Here is a 16,363-nt window from a genome sequence, read left to right on the forward strand (position 1 = left end):
TCATTCCCAGCGAAGCTTATTTCTTGCCGGTGAACTCCGGGTAGGCTTCCATGCCGCATTCGGCGATGTCCACACCCTCGTATTCCTCTTCTTCGCTGACGCGCAGACCGATCACCGCCTTGATGATGCTCCACACGATCAGGCTGGCGATGAATACCCAGGCGAAGATGCTACCGATACCCAGCAACTGAGCACCCAGCGAAGCGTCGCTGTTGGTCAGGCAGACAGCCAGCAGACCCCAGATGCCGACCACACCGTGTACGGAGATGGCACCAACCGGATCGTCGATCTTGACCTTGTCCAGACCGAGGATGGCGAACACCACCAGCACACCACCCACGCCGCCAATCAGAGTGGCCTGCAGGCCGCTCGGGGTCAGTGGCTCGGCGGTGATGGCCACCAGACCAGCCAGGGCACCGTTCAGGGCCATGGTCAGGTCAGCCTTGCCGAACAGGATGCGGGCAACGATCAGCGCGGCAATCAGACCGCCGGCTGCTGCCATGTTGGTGTTGACGAACACCTGGGCAACGGCGTTGGCATCTTCGATGGTGCTCATCTTCAGCTGCGAGCCGCCGTTGAAGCCGAACCAGCCCATCCACAGGATGAAAGTACCGAGGGTAGCCAGCGGCAGGTTGGCACCCGGAATGGCGTTGACCTGACCATTGGCGCCGTATTTGCCTTTACGTGCACCGAGCAGCAGGACACCAGCCAGAGCAGCGGAAGCACCGGCCATGTGAACTACGCCGGAACCTGCGAAGTCGAGGAAGCCAGCTTCGTTGAGGAAGCCCGAGCCCCATTTCCAGAAACCCTGAACCGGGTAGATGAAGCCGGTCATGACCACGGCGAAAGCCAGGAAGGCCCACAGCTTCATACGCTCAGCGACAGCACCGGACACGATCGACATACAGGTCGCGGCGAACACCACCTGGAAGAAGAAGTCCGAACGGGCCGAGTAGTAAGGCGCATCGTCGCCACCGGCAAGTACCGAGTCGACGCTGTTTTCGTCACCAATCAGGAAGCCCAGGCTCGGCAGGATGCCGCCTTCCGGGCTGGAGTACATGATGTGGTAGCCGATCACCAGGTACATGACGCTGGCCACGGCATACAGCGCCACGTTCTTGGTCAGGATCTCGGTGGTGTTCTTGGCACGCACCAGGCCGGATTCGAGCATGGCAAAGCCAGCTGCCATCCACATTACCAGGGCACCACAGATCAGAAAGTAGAAGGTATCGAAGCCGTACTGCAATGCAGTCAATGCTGTGTTATCCATTTTTCACCTCTTGCCGGCGCTTTTGTTGTGCGCTGTTCGGTAGAAACGTCCAGGTTGGCGCCGGACGCGTTCCGCATGCTTTACAGGTCGTTGCCACGCTCGTTCTGGATCACCGGAACCCCTGCGCCGTGAGGCGACCAGGCATTCCCATCACTAGGCCAAGCGCGAGACCTGAAGAGGGTCTGGCACAGCAGAGCGGCGAGGGTATCGCCAGCTCCGGCATTCGCCCTCGAAAACAGCGCAAGGCCAGAATTCGAGGACAAAAGGGCTCCTAGCCCTGCGAAAGTTCGCAGAGTCATGGGTTTACTCCTGGGGCGTGGGGTTCGGAGGCTTGTTAAATCGCGTCGGTATCGGTTTCGCCGGTACGGATGCGAATCGCCTGTTCCAGGTTGACTACGAAAATTTTGCCGTCGCCGATCTTGCCGGTGTTGGCAGCCTTGGTGATGGCCTCGATCACGCGATCCAGCTGATCGTCAGCGATGGCCACGTCAATCTTCACCTTGGGCAGGAAGTCGACCACGTACTCGGCACCGCGATACAACTCGGTATGGCCTTTCTGACGGCCGAAGCCCTTGACCTCGGTGACGGTAATGCCCTGCACGCCGATCTCAGACAGCGACTCGCGCACGTCGTCGAGCTTGAACGGCTTGATGATGGCAGTGACTAGCTTCATGAAACTTTCTCCCGTTTAAGGTGGACTTGCCCCAGGAATTGCGAACCCGGCTCAAGTCTAAGCGCAGTGTCTGGCTTTTGTAATGCACCGACCGCTCCAGCCTGGCGTGGCCGATACCCACCAACCGCTCCCGACGAAACACTCCCCCGCTTCGCCTGCCGCACCGGAACTGCATCGGTGCATGCGTCGATGGGGTCTAAGCAGAAAGCTTGCCAGCTCACGTAAAAGCGCCATCTTTCAGGCCTTTACCTGCTTCGAGCAGGGATGACCGGTCATTCGCACCGAATGCATCGCACCAATCCAGTGCATCGACACATTCCGCAATGCTCAAAAATCGTGCAACTCGCGCTCGACCGCCGCGCCTGCGGCTGCGTGCTACACTGCCGCCGTCTGTATCTGGAACCTGCCCATGCTCCCGCCCAAAGCTTTGCTCGACACCCTCAGTAGCCACGCTTCGCGCTTGTTCAGTGGTGACAGCCCACTGCCGCGCGCCGAACTGGAAGCGCAGTTCAAGGCCCTGCTGCAGAGCGGCTTCAGCAAGCTCGATCTGGTCAGTCGGGAAGAGTTCGACAGCCAGATGGTGGTTCTCGCCCGCACCCGCGCTCGCCTTGAAGCGTTGGAAGCCAAGGTCGCGGAACTGGAAGCCAAGCTCACCGCCGTAGACTGAGGTTATGTTGTAGGAGCGGCTTCAGCCGCGACAGACCTCGCGGCTGAAGCCGCTCCTACAGGCACTGCACCCACTTGATCAAGGAGCGATCATGTCCCTGGCCATCGTTCACAGCCGCGCCCAGGTCGGTGTAGAAGCACCGGCCGTCACCGTCGAGGCGCACCTGGCCAACGGCCTGCCCTCTCTGACCCTGGTGGGTCTGCCGGAAACCGCAGTCAAGGAGAGCAAGGATCGCGTACGCAGCGCCATCCTCAATGCTGCCTTCGAGTTTCCCAGCAAACGCATCACCTTGAATCTTGCGCCTGCAGATTTGCCAAAAGACGGTGGTCGCTTCGACCTCGCCATCGCCTTGGGGATTCTCGCGGCCAGCGGTCAGGTACCGGCTCAATCGCTGGATGAATACGAATGTCTGGGCGAGCTGGCGCTGTCCGGCGCAGTGCGTCCTGTACAAGGCGTATTGCCGGCCGCCCTGGCCGCACGCGCAGCCGGACGCACCCTCTTGGTGCCACAGGCCAATGCCGAAGAGGCCAGCCTGGCCTCGGGGCTGAAGGTAATCGCCGTCGAGCACTTGCTGCAGATCGCCGCACACCTGAACGGCAGCGCCCCTCTCGAACCTTACGCAGCCCAGGGCCTGCTCAGGCAGAGCCTGCCCTATCCGGATCTGGCCGAAGTGCAGGGCCAGTTGGCCGCCAAACGGGCATTGCTGGTGGCGGCCGCCGGCTCGCACAATCTGCTGCTCAGCGGCCCACCCGGCACTGGCAAAACCCTGCTGGCCAGCCGCCTGCCAGGCCTGCTACCTGCGCTGGACGAAAACGAAGCGCTGCAGGTCGCCGCGATCCATTCGGTGGCCAGCCATACGCCGCTACAGCACTGGCCGCAGCGACCCTTTCGCACACCGCACCACAGCGCCTCCGGCCCGGCATTGGTGGGTGGCGGCAGTCGCCCGCAGCCCGGCGAAATAACCTTGGCCCATATGGGAGTCCTGTTCCTCGATGAGCTGCCGGAGTTCGACAGGAAAGTGCTGGAAGTGCTGCGCGAGCCGCTGGAAAGCGGCCACATCGTCATTGCCCGAGCCCGCGACAAGGTGCGCTTTCCCGCTCGTTTTCAGCTCGTTGCCGCCATGAACCCCTGCCCTTGCGGCTACCTCGGCGACCCCAGCAACCGCTGTCGCTGTACCCCGGAGCAGATCCAGCGCTACCGCGCCAAGTTGTCGGGCCCGCTCCTTGATCGCATCGACCTGCACCTGACGGTCGCCCGCGAAACCACAGCCCTGAATGCCCCGCCGCAGGATGGCGAAAGCACTGCGCAGGCAGCAGCCAAGGTGGCGCAGGCACGCGAACGACAATTGCAACGCCAGGGCGTGGCCAACGCTTTCCTCGACCTACCCGGTCTGCGCCAACACTGCGCATTGAGCGACGCGGATCGCCAGTGGCTGGAAAGCGCCTGCGAACGTCTCGGGCTGTCCCTGCGCGCGGCCCATCGCGTACTCAAGGTCGCGCGCACTCTGGCCGACCTGGCGAGCGAGCAGCAGATCAGCCGCGCCCACCTGGCGGAAGCGCTGCAGTACCGCCCGGCAGCGGGATGACTCAGCGAAAGCGCTCGACCTCCTGACGCAGCTGAGCGGCCAGTCGATCCAGCTCGCGCGCGGTATCGGCCAGGTTGGCTACCACTTCACGCTGCTCGCCGTTGGCCTGGGCGATGCTCTGCAGGTTGGAGCTAAGCACGGTCGCGGTGCTGCTCTGTTCGCTGGTGGCGGTGGTGATGGCGGCGAACTGCTCGCCCGCCGCCTCGCTCTGCTCGCTGATCTGTGCCAGCGCTGAAGCCACCTTGGCGTTGCGCTCAAGACCGTCCTGCATCAGTTGCCGGCCCTGCTCCATGGTGGCGATGGCGCTGCTGGTCTCGCTCTGGATGCTGCCAATCATGGTGGAAATCTCGTTGGTCGCCTCGCGGGTACGCCCGGCCAGGTTGCGCACCTCGTCGGCGACCACGGCAAAACCACGACCCTGCTCGCCGGCACGTGCAGCCTCGATGGCGGCGTTGAGCGCCAGCAGGTTGGTCTGGTCGGCAATTGCCGTGATCACGCTGACGATGCCGCCAATTTCCTGCGAGCGCTGGCCAAGACCATTGATCACTGTGGAGGTCTGCTCCAGCGCCTCGGCAATCTGCACCAGTGCCTCGGAGGCCTGATCCATCGAGGTACGACCGATACGGGTCTGTTGGGCGTTGGCACTGGCCATACGCTCGGTACTGCGCATATTGTCGGCGATGTTCTGCGAAGTGGCGCTGAACTCCTCCACCGCGCCGGCCATGCTGCTGATCTCGCCCGACTGCTGATCGATCCCCTGGTAGGCGTCGCGCGACAGCGTCGACATCGACTGCGAGCGCGCACTGACATCCTGAGCCGCACTGCGAATGCCCGCGACCATGTTCGCCAGCGCCTCGCCCATGCGGTTGAAGCTGCGCGCCAGCTCACCAATCTCATCATCACTGGACTGCGCCATGCGCGCGCCGAGATCACCAGCACCGAGCGCCTGCGCCTGTTGCACCAGATCGCCCAGCGGCCGCAGCTTGCGTCGCAGCAACCAGACCACGGCGATCACCGCCAGCAACAGGGTCAGAGCACTGCCGATGGCCAGCTGGGTGCCGACGCGCCAGGTGACCGCCTGGATTTCCTCGCGTGGCATGCTCGCCAGCACCGTCCAGGGGCCGCCGGTGAAGGGCATGGCGACACTGTAGAACTCGTCGCGACCATCACTCCAGAAACCGCCCTTGCCGGGGCTGGCGATCAACTCGGTAAGCGCCGCAGGCAGGCTACTCATAGCGGCGGCACCGGCCGGAGCCACCAGCCACTTGCCCTGCTCGTCGAGCAGCGCCAGCGAACCAGTGCTGCCGATGCGGAAATCGGAGAGGTTACGCATTTGCAGGTTCTGCGCGTCGGTGTAGTCGAAGCCAACGAACAGCACCGCGATCACCCGCCCACCGGTATCGCGCACCGGGGTGTACTGGGTCATGTAGAAGCGGTCGAACAGCAGCGCGCGGCCAACATAACCCTGGCCTGCCAGGAGTTTCTGATAAGCCGGATGCTGGTGGTCCAGCACGGTACCCAGCGCACGAGTACCGTCCTGTTTGGTCAGCGAGGTAGTGATGCGTACGAACTCTTCACCGTCGCGCACGAACACCGTGGCAACGCCAGCGGTCATGCGGGTAAAGTCGTCGACCTCACTGAAGTCGTTGTTCAGCCGGGTCGCACCCAGATAGAGGGCCGGGGTCTGCAGGCTACCAACCCCGACACGCTCGTCGCTGCGCACCTGCAAACCACTGCTGAAGCGCTGCTCGAAGAGGCCGGCCAGGCGCTGCGTGCTGTCGCGCAGACTGCCATGGAAGGTCTCGAGCTGGTCGGCCAGCAGGCCAGCTTCGCTACCCAGATGCTTCTCGCGGGTAGCCAGGTTGGCTTCGTTGAGCGAGCGCAAGGCGAACAGGGTGCTGAAGCTGATCAGCAGCACCAGCACCAGTGCCAGGATGGCGGCCAGTTGTAGAGCGATACGGGAACGAGGAGGGGTCATTCAGGCCTCTCAAGGCCTGACTCAAATAGTGGCAGGCCGAACGGAACAGGGGTTGACTGGCCCGAGTGGTCATACAACCTCGAGCCAGGGCGCGGCAGGATACCTGAGCAGTATGGTTGGTCAATCGGCGTTCTGCCGAATGGCAATCATTTGCTCTCGAAAAAACTGTATCGACAGCTAAAGCACTCTCTCCACTGCGGGAAGTTGCATGGCCGCCACTTCGGCCAACAGGTAGTCGCGCAGCCGCTGCAAACGGGCCTGTGCACGGTGCCCGCGTGGCCACACCAGATAGTAGCTGTCGCCACTGAACACTGCGGTTGGCCAGGGTAGCCCGAGGCGACCTGCGCCCACGTCCTCGGCCACCATCAGCAGATCACCGATGGACACGCCATAGCCGCGTGCGGCGGCGACGATGCCCAGTTCGAGCATGTCGAACAGCTGACCGGTCTTCAGCGGCACCTGCTCATCCAGACCCGTGGCCTGCAACCAGCGCCGCCAGTCGCGGCGATCCGGCGTCGGGTGCAACTGCTCCGCCGCCTGCAGCCGCGCCAGCGACCAGGGGCCTGCGTCAGAATCACCGGCAGCGCACACCGGAATCAGCCACTCCTCGAACAGCAACACGCTTTCCCACTCATCCGGGAACTGGCCATCGGATAACAGCACCGCACAGTCGAATGGCTCGTGGCGGAAGTCGACCTTGTCCACATCCATCCAGGCGCTGGTGAGCTGCACCTCGCTGTCAGGGTTGGCCAGGCGAAAGTGCGACAGGCGCGCCAATAGCCAGCGCATGGTCAGGGTCGACGGCGCCTTCAGGCGCAGCACCTCATCATCGGCACGCAGCGCAGCGCTGGCGCGCTCCAGTGCATCGAAGCCGTCGCTCAGCCCCGGCAACAGAGCACGGGCGGGATCGGTCAGGTGCAAGCTGCGGCCACGACGCTCGAACAGACGACAAGCGAAGTACTCCTCCAGCGTGCGGATGTGCCGGCTTACCGCGCTCTGGGTGATGGCCAGTTCTTCAGCGGCACGGGTAAAGGAGGCATGGCGTGCGGCGGCCTCGAAGGCGCGCAGGGCGTAAAGCGGTGGAAGACGACGCGTCACTGCATCAATCCATGAGTTTTGATCATGCCTGGCATGGCTATTTTCCTTTTGTGGGCATTCGCTACAAACCAGAGAATAGCTGTCATTGCTCATCCCCCGACAGTCTGGGGATGCTTACCCTGCCGAAGTTTTACTCATCATGAAGAATTCCCTTGGCCACGAGTTGGCTGCGCTGCTGCGCCTGGCCGGTCCGCTGATCTCCGCACAACTGGCCCATGCGCTGATGATTTTCACCGACACGCTGATGATGGCCATGCTCGGCCCGCAGCAACTGGCCGGTGGCGCGCTGGGCGCCACCTGCTATTTCATTTTCTCGATCTTCTGCACCGGGGTGATCGCCGCGGTGGGCAGCCTGATTGCCATTCGCCACGGCGCGAGCGACCCGTCAGGCATCACGCGCCTGATCCGCAACGGTCTGTGGCTGGCCATTCTGCTGGGCGCCGTCAGTGCGCTGTGCCTCAATGGCCTGGGCCCGCTGCTGCCGCATCTGGGCCAGGACCCTGACGCAGCCAGCCAGGCCATGGCATTCCTGCGCCCGCTGTCGCTGGCACTGCCCGGCTACCTGTGCTTCATGGCGCTGCGCGGCTTCACCAGTGCCATTGGCCATCCCGGCCCAGTCATGGCCATCAGCATCGTCGGTACCGCCGCCAATTTCGTCATCAACTACGCGCTGATCAAGGGTTGGTTCGGCCTGCCCAGCCTGGGCCTGAGCGGCATCGGCATGACCACAGCGCTGGTCAGCAGCGCCATGGCGCTGGCATTGGCGCTGTACATCCTGCTCTCGCCAACCTATCAGCGCTACCAGCTGCGGCGCGGCATGGGTCGCCCACAGCGAGCGGAAATGCGCGCCTTGCTGCGCCTAGGCCTGCCTATCGGCGGCACCTACGCCGCCGAACAGGGGCTGTTCACCTTTGCCACGCTGTGCATGGGCGCGCTGGGCAGCGTGCAGCTGGCGGCGCATCAGATCGCCATGCAAACGGTGGCGCTGGCGTTCATCGTGCCGCAAGGGTTGTCCTATGCCGTGACCTTCCGCGTCGGCCTGCACTACGGCGCCGACCGCCTGCACCTGTCGCGGCTGGCGGGGCACCTGGGCATGGCCGTGGGCGCCGCGCTGATGCTGCTGTTCGCCCTACTGTTCTGGCTGCTGCCAGAGTGGATCATCGGTCTGTTTCTCGACCGTCACGACCCGGCTTTCGCCGATATCGTCACCCTCGCGGTCGGCCTGTTGGCGATTGCCGCCTGGTTCGAGTTGTTCGATGGTTTGCAGAGCATCGCCATGGGCGCGATCCGCGGGTTGAACGACGGCCGTACCACTCTACTGATCGGTCTGACGGGTTACTGGTGCGTGGGCGCACCGCTGGTCTGGCTGTTCGCCTTCGCCCTCGGCTGGGGTGCCCAAGGCGTCTGGTGGGGCCTGGCTGCCGGCCTGGCAGTCACGGCGAGCGGGCTGGTGCTGGGTTTCCAATGGAAGACGGCGCGCCTGCAGCGGCCGAGTGCACTGGCGAGCGAGGCCTGCCTGCCGTAATCCGGCTACACGCGCGCGCCTCGGATTGCATCCGGGCTACGGAACTGCGGCGCCTCACGCCGAAGGCGGAGTACCGCTCAGCAGCGGCTGGCGCAAGCCAAACACCAGAAAGCGTGCCAGCTCCGCCAAAGGTATCGCCTTGCTGATCAGGTAACCCTGCACCTGATCGCAGCCAAACTGGCGCAGCATGTCGAGCTGCTCGGTGTTTTCCACCCCTTCGGCCACCACCTCGAGATTGAGGTTGTGCGCCAGGTTGATCATCGCCCGCACCAGTTGGCGGTTCTCGGCACGCTCGCCCATGCCGCCGACGAAGCTCCTGTCGATCTTCAGCAGGGTGATCGGCAGGCTGTTGAGGTGGACGAAGGAGGAAAACCCGGTGCCGAAGTCGTCCAGCGAAAAACGCACGCCGAGCCGTCCCAGCGCCAGCATGGTCTGCTGCACCTGATCGCTACGGCGCATCACTGCGGTTTCGGTCAGCTCGAACTCCAGCCACTGCGCATCGACCCCACGTTCTTCGATCAAACGGCTGAGGGTCGGCAGCAACTGGCTGTCCTGAAACTGGCGGAATGACAGGTTGACCGCCATATGCAATGCCGGCAGGCCGCGCCCACGTAGCCACTGCATGTCGCGCAGGGCACGGGAGATGACCCAGTAACCGAGCGGTACGATCAGACCGGTTTCTTCGGCCAGCGGCACGAATTCGTTGGGCGAGAGCAGCCCACGCTCGCTGTGCTGCCAGCGCACTAGCGCCTCCAAGCCGACGATGCGCCCGCTCTTCAGGCACAGGCGCGGCTGGTAGTGCAGCTCCAGTTCGTCACGGCGCAGCGCGCGGCGCAGCTCAGCTTCCAGATCGGCCTGACTGCGTGCGCTGCGGTTGCGGCGTTCGTCATAGACATGAAACACGCAGCCTTGCTGATTCTTGGCCTGCTGCATGGCGATATGCGCATGCCACAGCAGCGGGTCGGCGCCATCTCCAGGCTGGGCGTGAGCGAGCCCCAGACTACAGCCGATCAACAGACTCTCGCCGTCTACCCAGTAAGGCTCACCCAATACCTCGGTGACACGCTCGGCAAGGCGCTCCACGCGCTGCGGATCGCGGCGCGCATCGAGCAACAGAGCGAATTCGTCGCTACCCAGACGCGCAATCTGATCGCAAGGCTGCAGCAGACTCTTGAGCCGCGCCACCACCTGCAGGATCAGGCGATCCCCAGCCTGGTAGCCGAGGGCATCGTTGGCGTGGCGGAAGTTATCCAGATCGAGATGACCGAGTACAAGACCACGGCCACCACACTCGGCCAGGCGCGCGGCGAGCAGGGTCTGGAAACCCTGGCGATTGGCGATACCGGTCAAGGGGTCCTGTTCGGCCAGGCGTTGCAGGGTGTGCTTGAGATTGCCCTGCTCACGCGCGTAGCGCAGGCAGCGACGCAACACATCGAGACTGAGGCTGCCGCGCACCAACCAATCGCTGACACCGGTCGGCTCTTCGACTGGCTCTTCGTCGAGTAGCAAGACGATGGGCAAGGGGCACTGATGCGGCTCGGGAAGGCGATCCGGTGTACTCAACAGCAGACCGCTGGCGTGATCATCGAACAGGTTGCTGGCCGCCTCCCATGACGGCGCGGTAATCAGCGGGGATGGGCTGCCCAGGGCGCTCAACTGCTCGCGCAACAATTCGGCCCAGTCCGGCGTTTCCGCCAGCAGGACCAACCGCAAGGGTTCGACGAGCGTGGACAAGCAACCTCCCCAATGACCACAAGAATGATGGCGAATCGCGTCGCCTGAACGCGCCGTAATCGGCGTCTAATCAATCACATCCGTGCGAAAGGTAGTGCAGATCCTGAGGTATAGCCAGTAAACCTACAAGTGGAACCAGAGTACTGGAATAAAGTGATTAACCAAGTGCATGGCTATGCAATTCCGTGCGCTAGGCCACAGTTCCGGACGGTCGCGGCAGAAGTCATCAGGCCTGTTAAAATGCGCGGCCATTTTTCTGCGAACGATCTCATGTCCCGACTGAACCCCCGGCAACAAGAGGCCGTGAACTACGTCGGCGGCCCACTTCTGGTGCTCGCCGGTGCCGGTTCCGGCAAGACCAGCGTGATCACGCGCAAGATTGCCCACCTGGTGCAGAACTGCGGCATCCGGGCCCAGCACATTGTCGCCATGACCTTCACCAACAAGGCTGCGCGCGAGATGAAGGAGCGCGTCGGCACCCTGCTCAAGGGCAGCGAGGCGCGCGGCCTGACCGTGTCCACCTTCCACAACCTGGGCATGAACATCATCCGCAAGGAATACGCGCGCCTGGGCTACAAGCCCGGCTTCTCGATTTTCGACGACGGCGACATCAAGGCGCTGCTCAGCGACATCATGCAGAAGGAGTATTCCGGCGACGACGGTGCCGACGAGGTGAAAAACCTCATCGACAGCTGGAAGAACGACCTGATCCTGCCCGATGAAGCCCTGGCCAAGGCGCGCAATCCCAAGGAACAGACCGCCGCCATCGTCTACCTGCACTACCAGCGCACGCTCAAGGCGTACAACGCGGTGGATTTCAACGATCTGATCCTGCTGCCGGTCAAACTCTTTCAGGAGCACGCCGACATCCTGGAAAAGTGGCAGAACCGCATCCGCTACCTGCTGGTCGACGAATACCAGGACACCAACTCCAGCCAGTACCTGCTGGTAAAACTGCTGGTGGGCATGCGCAACCAGATCACCGTGGTTGGCGACGACGACCAGTCGATCTACGCCTGGCGCGGCGCACGCCCGGAAAACCTGATGCTGCTCAAAGAGGACTATCCCTCGCTGAAAGTGGTGATGCTGGAGCAGAACTACCGCTCTACCAGCCGCATCCTCAAATGCGCCAACACCCTGATCGCCAACAACCCCCACGCGTTCGAGAAGCAGCTGTGGTCGGAGATGGGCATGGGCGACGAGATTCGCGTGATCCGCACTCGCAACGAAGACGCCGAGTGCGAGCGGGTGGCGCTGGAAATTCTCACCGAGCACCTGCGCACCCAACGCCCTTACAGCGATTTCGCCATCCTCTACCGCGGCAACTACCAGGCCAAACTGATGGAGCTGAAACTGCAGCACCATCAGATTCCCTATCGCCTGTCCGGCGGCACCAGCTTCTTCGCCCGTCAGGAGGTGAAGGACCTGATGAGTTACTTCCGTCTACTGGTCAACCCGGACGACGACAACGCCTTCCTGCGCGTGATCAACGTACCGCGCCGCGAGATCGGCTCCGCCACCCTGGAAAAGCTCGGCAACTACGCCAACGAGCGCAAGATCAGCATGTACGCCGCAGCCGGTGAGATGGGCCTCGGCGAGCATCTCGATGCGCGCTTCACCGAGCGTCTGCAGCGCTTCACCAAATGGATGGATCGGGTGCGCCAGGAGTGCGCGCAGAACGACCCGATCGCCGCCATCCGCAGCATGGTCATGGACATCGACTACGAGAACTGGCTACGCCAGAACGCCTCAAGCGACAAGGTGGCCGACGCGCGCATGGGCAACGTCTGGTTCCTCGTCGACGCACTGAAGAGCACCCTGGAGCGCGACGAAGATGGCGACATGTCCATCGAAGACGCCATCGGCAAGCTGGTGCTACGCGACATGCTCGAGCGCCAGCAGGAAGAGGAAGAAGGCGCCGAGGGCGTGCAGATGATGACCATGCACGCCTCCAAGGGTCTGGAATTCCCTTCGGTGTACATCATCGGCTTCGAGGAAGAGATTCTCCCGCACCGCTCCAGCATCGAGGCCGACACCATCGAGGAAGAGCGGCGCCTGGCCTACGTCGGCATCACCCGCGCCAAGCGCAACCTGGCGCTGACCTTCGCCGCCAAGCGCAAGCAGTACGGCGAGGTGATCGACTGCTCGCCGAGCCGCTTCCTCGACGAGCTACCGCCGGAAGACCTGGTGTGGGAAGGGCTGGAGGAGGCGCCCGTGGAGGTCAAGGCCGCACGCGGCAACGACGCCCTGGCCAATATGCGGGCGATGCTCAAGCGCTGAGGCCATGGCTGACGGGTGTATGGTCGGTTTATTCGGTGGGCTGGCACCCTCGTCATTTTTGCCAGTCAGAAAGAAGATACCGTTCAGACACAGGGGGTTGGCACCATGCGCACATTCACTCTCGACCTCGACACGCTGACTCAGTTGATCAACGGCCGCGAACAGCAGGAGAACTGGCTGGACCTGGAAAGCGGTAGCGTCCTGAGCCTGTCGCCGGAAGATCAGCACAGCGAGCAGCGTCAGCACGTAGAACTGAATCCGGATCGCTACACCCAGATACCCAACCTCGACATTCCCCAGCGCGTGGCCATGCGCGAGTCTTTCCTGTTCACCCTCGACGATCTGCACGCCCACCCACTGCTCAGCGCCGCGTTGACCGGCCGCAAACCACTGCGCGCATTCGACTACGAGATCGAATCCTTTCCGGCGATTCGTCAGCAATGGCAGGCGTACGAACTCAAGCAACTGCGCGAGTACACGCTCAACTGGCTCTACGAACTGGGCCTGGAGCCTGCGCCGGACAAGCTGCCGCTGGACACGCGCGGCATTCCCAAGGACATCCTGCGCCGCCTGACCAAGAGCGCTTGAGCGGAGCAGCCCGCGGATTGCACCCGGGCTCCAGACACTGGCTAACAACCTGTCTAACCGGTCAATTGACCACGACTGTCGGGCAGGCTGCGGTTTCACTACACATTGCAGGGCATTTTGAGCGAAAATCCGCAGCTTTTCTGCTCAACCAGAGGATCGACCGTGGAGTCGTTGAAACAGAAGATTCGCAGCGAAGGCATCGTGTTGTCCGAGCATGTACTCAAGGTGGACGCCTTTCTCAACCACCAGATCGATCCGCGCCTGATGCAGGAGATCGGCCACGAGTTCGCCCAGCGTTTCGCCGGCCAGGGCATCACCAAGATCGTCACCATCGAGGCCTCCGGTATCGCCCCGGCGGTGATGGCTGGCCTGGAGCTGGGCATTCCGGTGATCTTCGCGCGCAAGTTTCAGTCGCTGACGCTCAAGGACGACCTGCTGATCTCCAAGGTGTTCTCCTTCACCAAGCAGACCGAAAGCACCATCGCCATTTCCGCGCGCCACCTGACGGCTGCCGACAAGGTGCTGGTAATCGACGACTTCCTCGCCAACGGCCATGCCGCCAAGGCGCTGATCGACCTGATCCAGCAAGCCGGTGCGCAGATTGCCGGTATCGGCATCGTCATCGAGAAGTCCTTCCAGGACGGCCGCAACCTGCTGCAGAGCGAAGGCTACCGCGTCGAGTCCCTGGCCCGTGTTGCCGCGCTGGAAAACGGCCAGGTGCGCTTCCTCGACTAAGACCTGCTGGTTGCCTGCAAGCCCGCCAGCAGCAAGCGCTGGTAGAGGGCTTCACGCACCCCATCCGGCGCCTCCAGGCTCATGCGCCGCAAGTGTTCAGGATAGGCACCTGGCTCTGGCGCATCGAGCGTGGCCTTGCCCAACGCCAGTACTTCGGTCAGACGCAGCTTGCTCTTGAGCCAGCTCAGCGCCCGCACCAGGTCTTGCTCTACCGCGCTGAAATCGCTGCCTAGCGGGTATTCGGCGAACAGCTGCGAATGCTCTGCACGCAGAGCCTCCAGCCGCTCGGGCAGGTTGTTGCAGAAGCGCTCATCGAGCCGGAAATCCGCCGGCAGCTTGCCGACCTGCTGCGCCTGCTCGATCAGTTCGCTCTGAAAGCGCGAATCGCTGACCTTGAGCAGCGCCTCGATCACCTGGGCGTCGGTCTTGCCGCGCAGATCGGCGATGCCATATTCGGTTACCACTATGTCGCGCAAGTGCCGCGGGATGGTGGCGTGGCCGTACTCCCAGACGATGTTCGAATTCACCTCGCCGCCCGACTCGCGCCAGCTACGCAGCAGCAGGATCGAGCGCGCGTCCTCCAGTGCATGGGCCTGAGCGACGAAGTTGTACTGGCCGCCTACGCCGCTGAGTACGCGGCCGTCTTCCAGTTGATCGGCCACCCCCGCGCCGAGCAGGGTCATGGTGAAAGCCGTATTGATGAAGCGTGCATCACGGCGCTGCAGACGCTTGAGCTCCTCTTCGCCGTACAGCTCGTTGATATAGCGAATGCCGGTCATGGCAAAGCGCTGCCGTTCAGCACCATCCAACTCGCGCAAACGTCGGTAGAAGCTTTCCGGGCCGAGAAAGAAACCGCCGTGCAGCACCACGCCGCCCTGCGCGCCGCCGAGACAGGACTGCAGGCGAGCCTGCGTCTGGGGATCACTGAGATCCGCGGCGACGCGGCTACCGTCAAACAACTGCAGTTCGCCCGCCTGCAGTCGTATATCGCCGCGCAGCAGGCCACTATCGCGCAGCCAGACCAGATCGCTCGGCTGCAACGTCGCTGGCAGCCCTGCGTCGACCAGCGCCTGAACGCTGTGTGGCCGACCCTGTTCATCCAACGCACCATTACAGGCCAGACGCTGCAGGCGCAGATCCGGGTAAACCCGGCGCCGTAACAGGCCGGCCTCGGCCAATGCCAGCAAGCCGTTGACGAACATTTCACTGCAGCCATACAGCCCGTGAGCGAGCGGTTCGAGACCGCCACAGGCGGCAATCTCATCCGCCCAATCATCAGCACGGAGCGCCCGTAGCAGCGCGCGGTAGCGAGCATTGTCGGCCTGCCTGGCCATCAGTGCCGACGCCAGGGCATCACCCATCGCGCCGATGCCGATCTGCAGGGTGCCGCCGTCACGCACCAGGGTGCTGGCGAACAGGCCGATGCAATGATCCTGCAAGGTCACGGGCATGTTCGGCGTGGAGAACAGCGTGGTGCGCTCGTCCTCGCCGATATGGACATCGAAGGTATCGCGCGACACCTGGGCATCGCCGGCCATGTAGGGCAGGTCACTGTGGATCTGGGCGACGCTGAGCACGGTTTCGCCAGCCTCGCGGCGCTTATCCAGCAGCGGCAGCAGATCGAGGGTGATGTCCGGGTTGCAGCTCAGGCTGAAATGCTCGGGGTGCGCTGGGTCAACGGCGACCAGCTGGGCGATCAGATTCAAGCCCTTGGCATTGAGGTCACGGGCGACATGACTGTAGTTGCTGCTGATGTAGTCCTGCTGCGCTGGCTCGCATTCGAGCAGGCTGCCCGGCTGAAAGAAGAATTGCTCGACGCGCACGTTGGCCGGCAGGTTGCCGGCGTGCAGATCGGCGAGAAAGTCCAGCTCGGGATAATCGCCGTAGACCCGGTCAACGAAGGGTTCGAGAAAGCGTCGCTGCAAGTCCTGGCCGGCACGCGGGCGAGCCAGACACAGCGCGGTGTAGATGGTCAGTTGCCGCTCGGGCAGATTGCGCACGCGTTCATAGAGCGCGTTTACCCAGCGATTGGGTTTGCCCAGACCAAGGGGCAGGCCCAGATGAATTGGCCCGTCGATCTCGCTCAGCACGTGGTCGACGGCTTGTTCGAGGGTACAGGTGTGCGGCATCTGGCGCTCCTCGCGACATCCATGACGAATGCTGCTTGGACTACTGAGCCATCGGCATGGTTGCATGCCACCGCCAGAAACGAAAAAACCGCCCAGAGGGC

At 63.1% G+C, this 16,363-nt stretch carries 12 protein-coding genes and 1 pseudogene; 6 read left to right on the forward strand and 7 right to left on the reverse strand.

The window, feature by feature from the left end; genetic code table 11:
- Nucleotides 1-16: 16 nt before the first annotated feature.
- Nucleotides 17-1,270: an ammonium transporter gene (locus tag RTH74_RS07330; RefSeq protein ID WP_099524733.1), complete on the reverse strand. Its 1,254-nt coding sequence runs from the start codon at nucleotides 1,268-1,270 to the stop codon at nucleotides 17-19.
- 334 nt (nucleotides 1,271-1,604) lie between these two features.
- Entirely contained in the window at nucleotides 1,605-1,943 is a 339-nt protein-coding gene (glnK, locus tag RTH74_RS07335) for a P-II family nitrogen regulator (RefSeq protein ID WP_003096476.1), read from the reverse strand.
- 409 nt (nucleotides 1,944-2,352) lie between these two features.
- Here glnK and RTH74_RS07340 point away from each other — a divergent pair, with 409 nt between their 5' ends.
- Both RTH74_RS07340 and RTH74_RS07345 read left to right on the forward strand, forming a co-directional pair.
- The gene (locus tag RTH74_RS07340; RefSeq protein WP_106735048.1) at nucleotides 2,353-2,610 is read left to right on the forward strand and encodes an accessory factor UbiK family protein; all 258 of its coding nucleotides are present in this window, start codon (nucleotides 2,353-2,355) and stop codon (nucleotides 2,608-2,610) included.
- 91 nt (nucleotides 2,611-2,701) lie between these two features.
- A complete protein-coding gene (locus RTH74_RS07345; protein WP_316914223.1) occupies nucleotides 2,702-4,195 on the forward strand; it encodes a YifB family Mg chelatase-like AAA ATPase in 1,494 nt (497 codons plus the stop codon).
- Between the two features lies 1 nt (nucleotide 4,196).
- Here the strand turns inward: RTH74_RS07345 and RTH74_RS24160 are convergent, their stop codons facing one another.
- The 3 genes and pseudogenes from RTH74_RS24160 to RTH74_RS07355 form a co-directional block, all read right to left on the reverse strand.
- A complete protein-coding gene (locus tag RTH74_RS24160; protein ID WP_371919670.1) occupies nucleotides 4,197-5,057 on the reverse strand; it encodes a methyl-accepting chemotaxis protein in 861 nt (286 codons plus the stop codon).
- Nucleotides 5,055-6,173, reverse strand: a pseudogene (locus RTH74_RS24165) (Cache 3/Cache 2 fusion domain-containing protein); the annotation flags it as partial. The gene RTH74_RS24160 and the pseudogene RTH74_RS24165, both read right to left, overlap by 3 nt.
- 177 nt (nucleotides 6,174-6,350) lie before the next feature.
- Complete coding sequence (locus tag RTH74_RS07355; protein WP_099524743.1) at nucleotides 6,351-7,271, reverse strand: LysR substrate-binding domain-containing protein; 921 nt, start codon at nucleotides 7,269-7,271, stop codon at nucleotides 6,351-6,353.
- Between the two features lie 139 nt (nucleotides 7,272-7,410).
- On the opposite strand from RTH74_RS07355, the gene RTH74_RS07360 reads away from it, so the two are divergent.
- Nucleotides 7,411-8,796 (forward strand): NorM family multidrug efflux MATE transporter, encoded by a 1,386-nt coding sequence (locus RTH74_RS07360; RefSeq protein ID WP_316914224.1) that lies wholly within the window; start codon nucleotides 7,411-7,413, stop codon nucleotides 8,794-8,796.
- A gap of 54 nt (nucleotides 8,797-8,850) precedes the next feature.
- Here RTH74_RS07360 and RTH74_RS07365 read toward each other — a convergent pair whose 3' ends face one another.
- Nucleotides 8,851-10,530, reverse strand: coding sequence for an EAL domain-containing protein (locus RTH74_RS07365; protein WP_316914225.1), 1,680 nt, complete (start codon nucleotides 10,528-10,530; stop codon nucleotides 8,851-8,853).
- A 270-nt stretch (nucleotides 10,531-10,800) separates the two neighbouring features.
- Here RTH74_RS07365 and rep point away from each other — a divergent pair, with 270 nt between their 5' ends.
- The 3 genes from rep (at nucleotide 10,801) to RTH74_RS07380 (ending at nucleotide 14,133) form a co-directional block, all read left to right on the forward strand.
- Entirely contained in the window at nucleotides 10,801-12,810 is a 2,010-nt protein-coding gene (rep, locus tag RTH74_RS07370; protein WP_106735041.1) for a DNA helicase Rep, read from the forward strand.
- Nucleotides 12,811-12,915: 105 nt separating this feature from the next.
- Nucleotides 12,916-13,398, forward strand: coding sequence for a UPF0158 family protein (locus RTH74_RS07375; protein ID WP_099524751.1), 483 nt, complete (start codon nucleotides 12,916-12,918; stop codon nucleotides 13,396-13,398).
- A gap of 162 nt (nucleotides 13,399-13,560) precedes the next feature.
- Nucleotides 13,561-14,133, forward strand: coding sequence for a xanthine phosphoribosyltransferase (locus tag RTH74_RS07380; RefSeq protein WP_013713462.1), 573 nt, complete (start codon nucleotides 13,561-13,563; stop codon nucleotides 14,131-14,133).
- Here RTH74_RS07380 and RTH74_RS07385 read toward each other — a convergent pair.
- Complete coding sequence (locus tag RTH74_RS07385) at nucleotides 14,130-16,262, reverse strand: acetyl-CoA hydrolase/transferase C-terminal domain-containing protein (RefSeq protein WP_316914226.1); 2,133 nt, start codon at nucleotides 16,260-16,262, stop codon at nucleotides 14,130-14,132. The genes RTH74_RS07380 and RTH74_RS07385 overlap by 4 nt on opposite strands.
- Between the last annotated feature and the right edge of the window lie 101 nt (nucleotides 16,263-16,363).

It is taken from the genome of Pseudomonas sp. zfem001 (genome assembly GCF_032621725.1).
Taxonomy (GTDB): Bacteria; Pseudomonadota; Gammaproteobacteria; order Pseudomonadales; family Pseudomonadaceae; genus Aquipseudomonas; species Aquipseudomonas sediminis.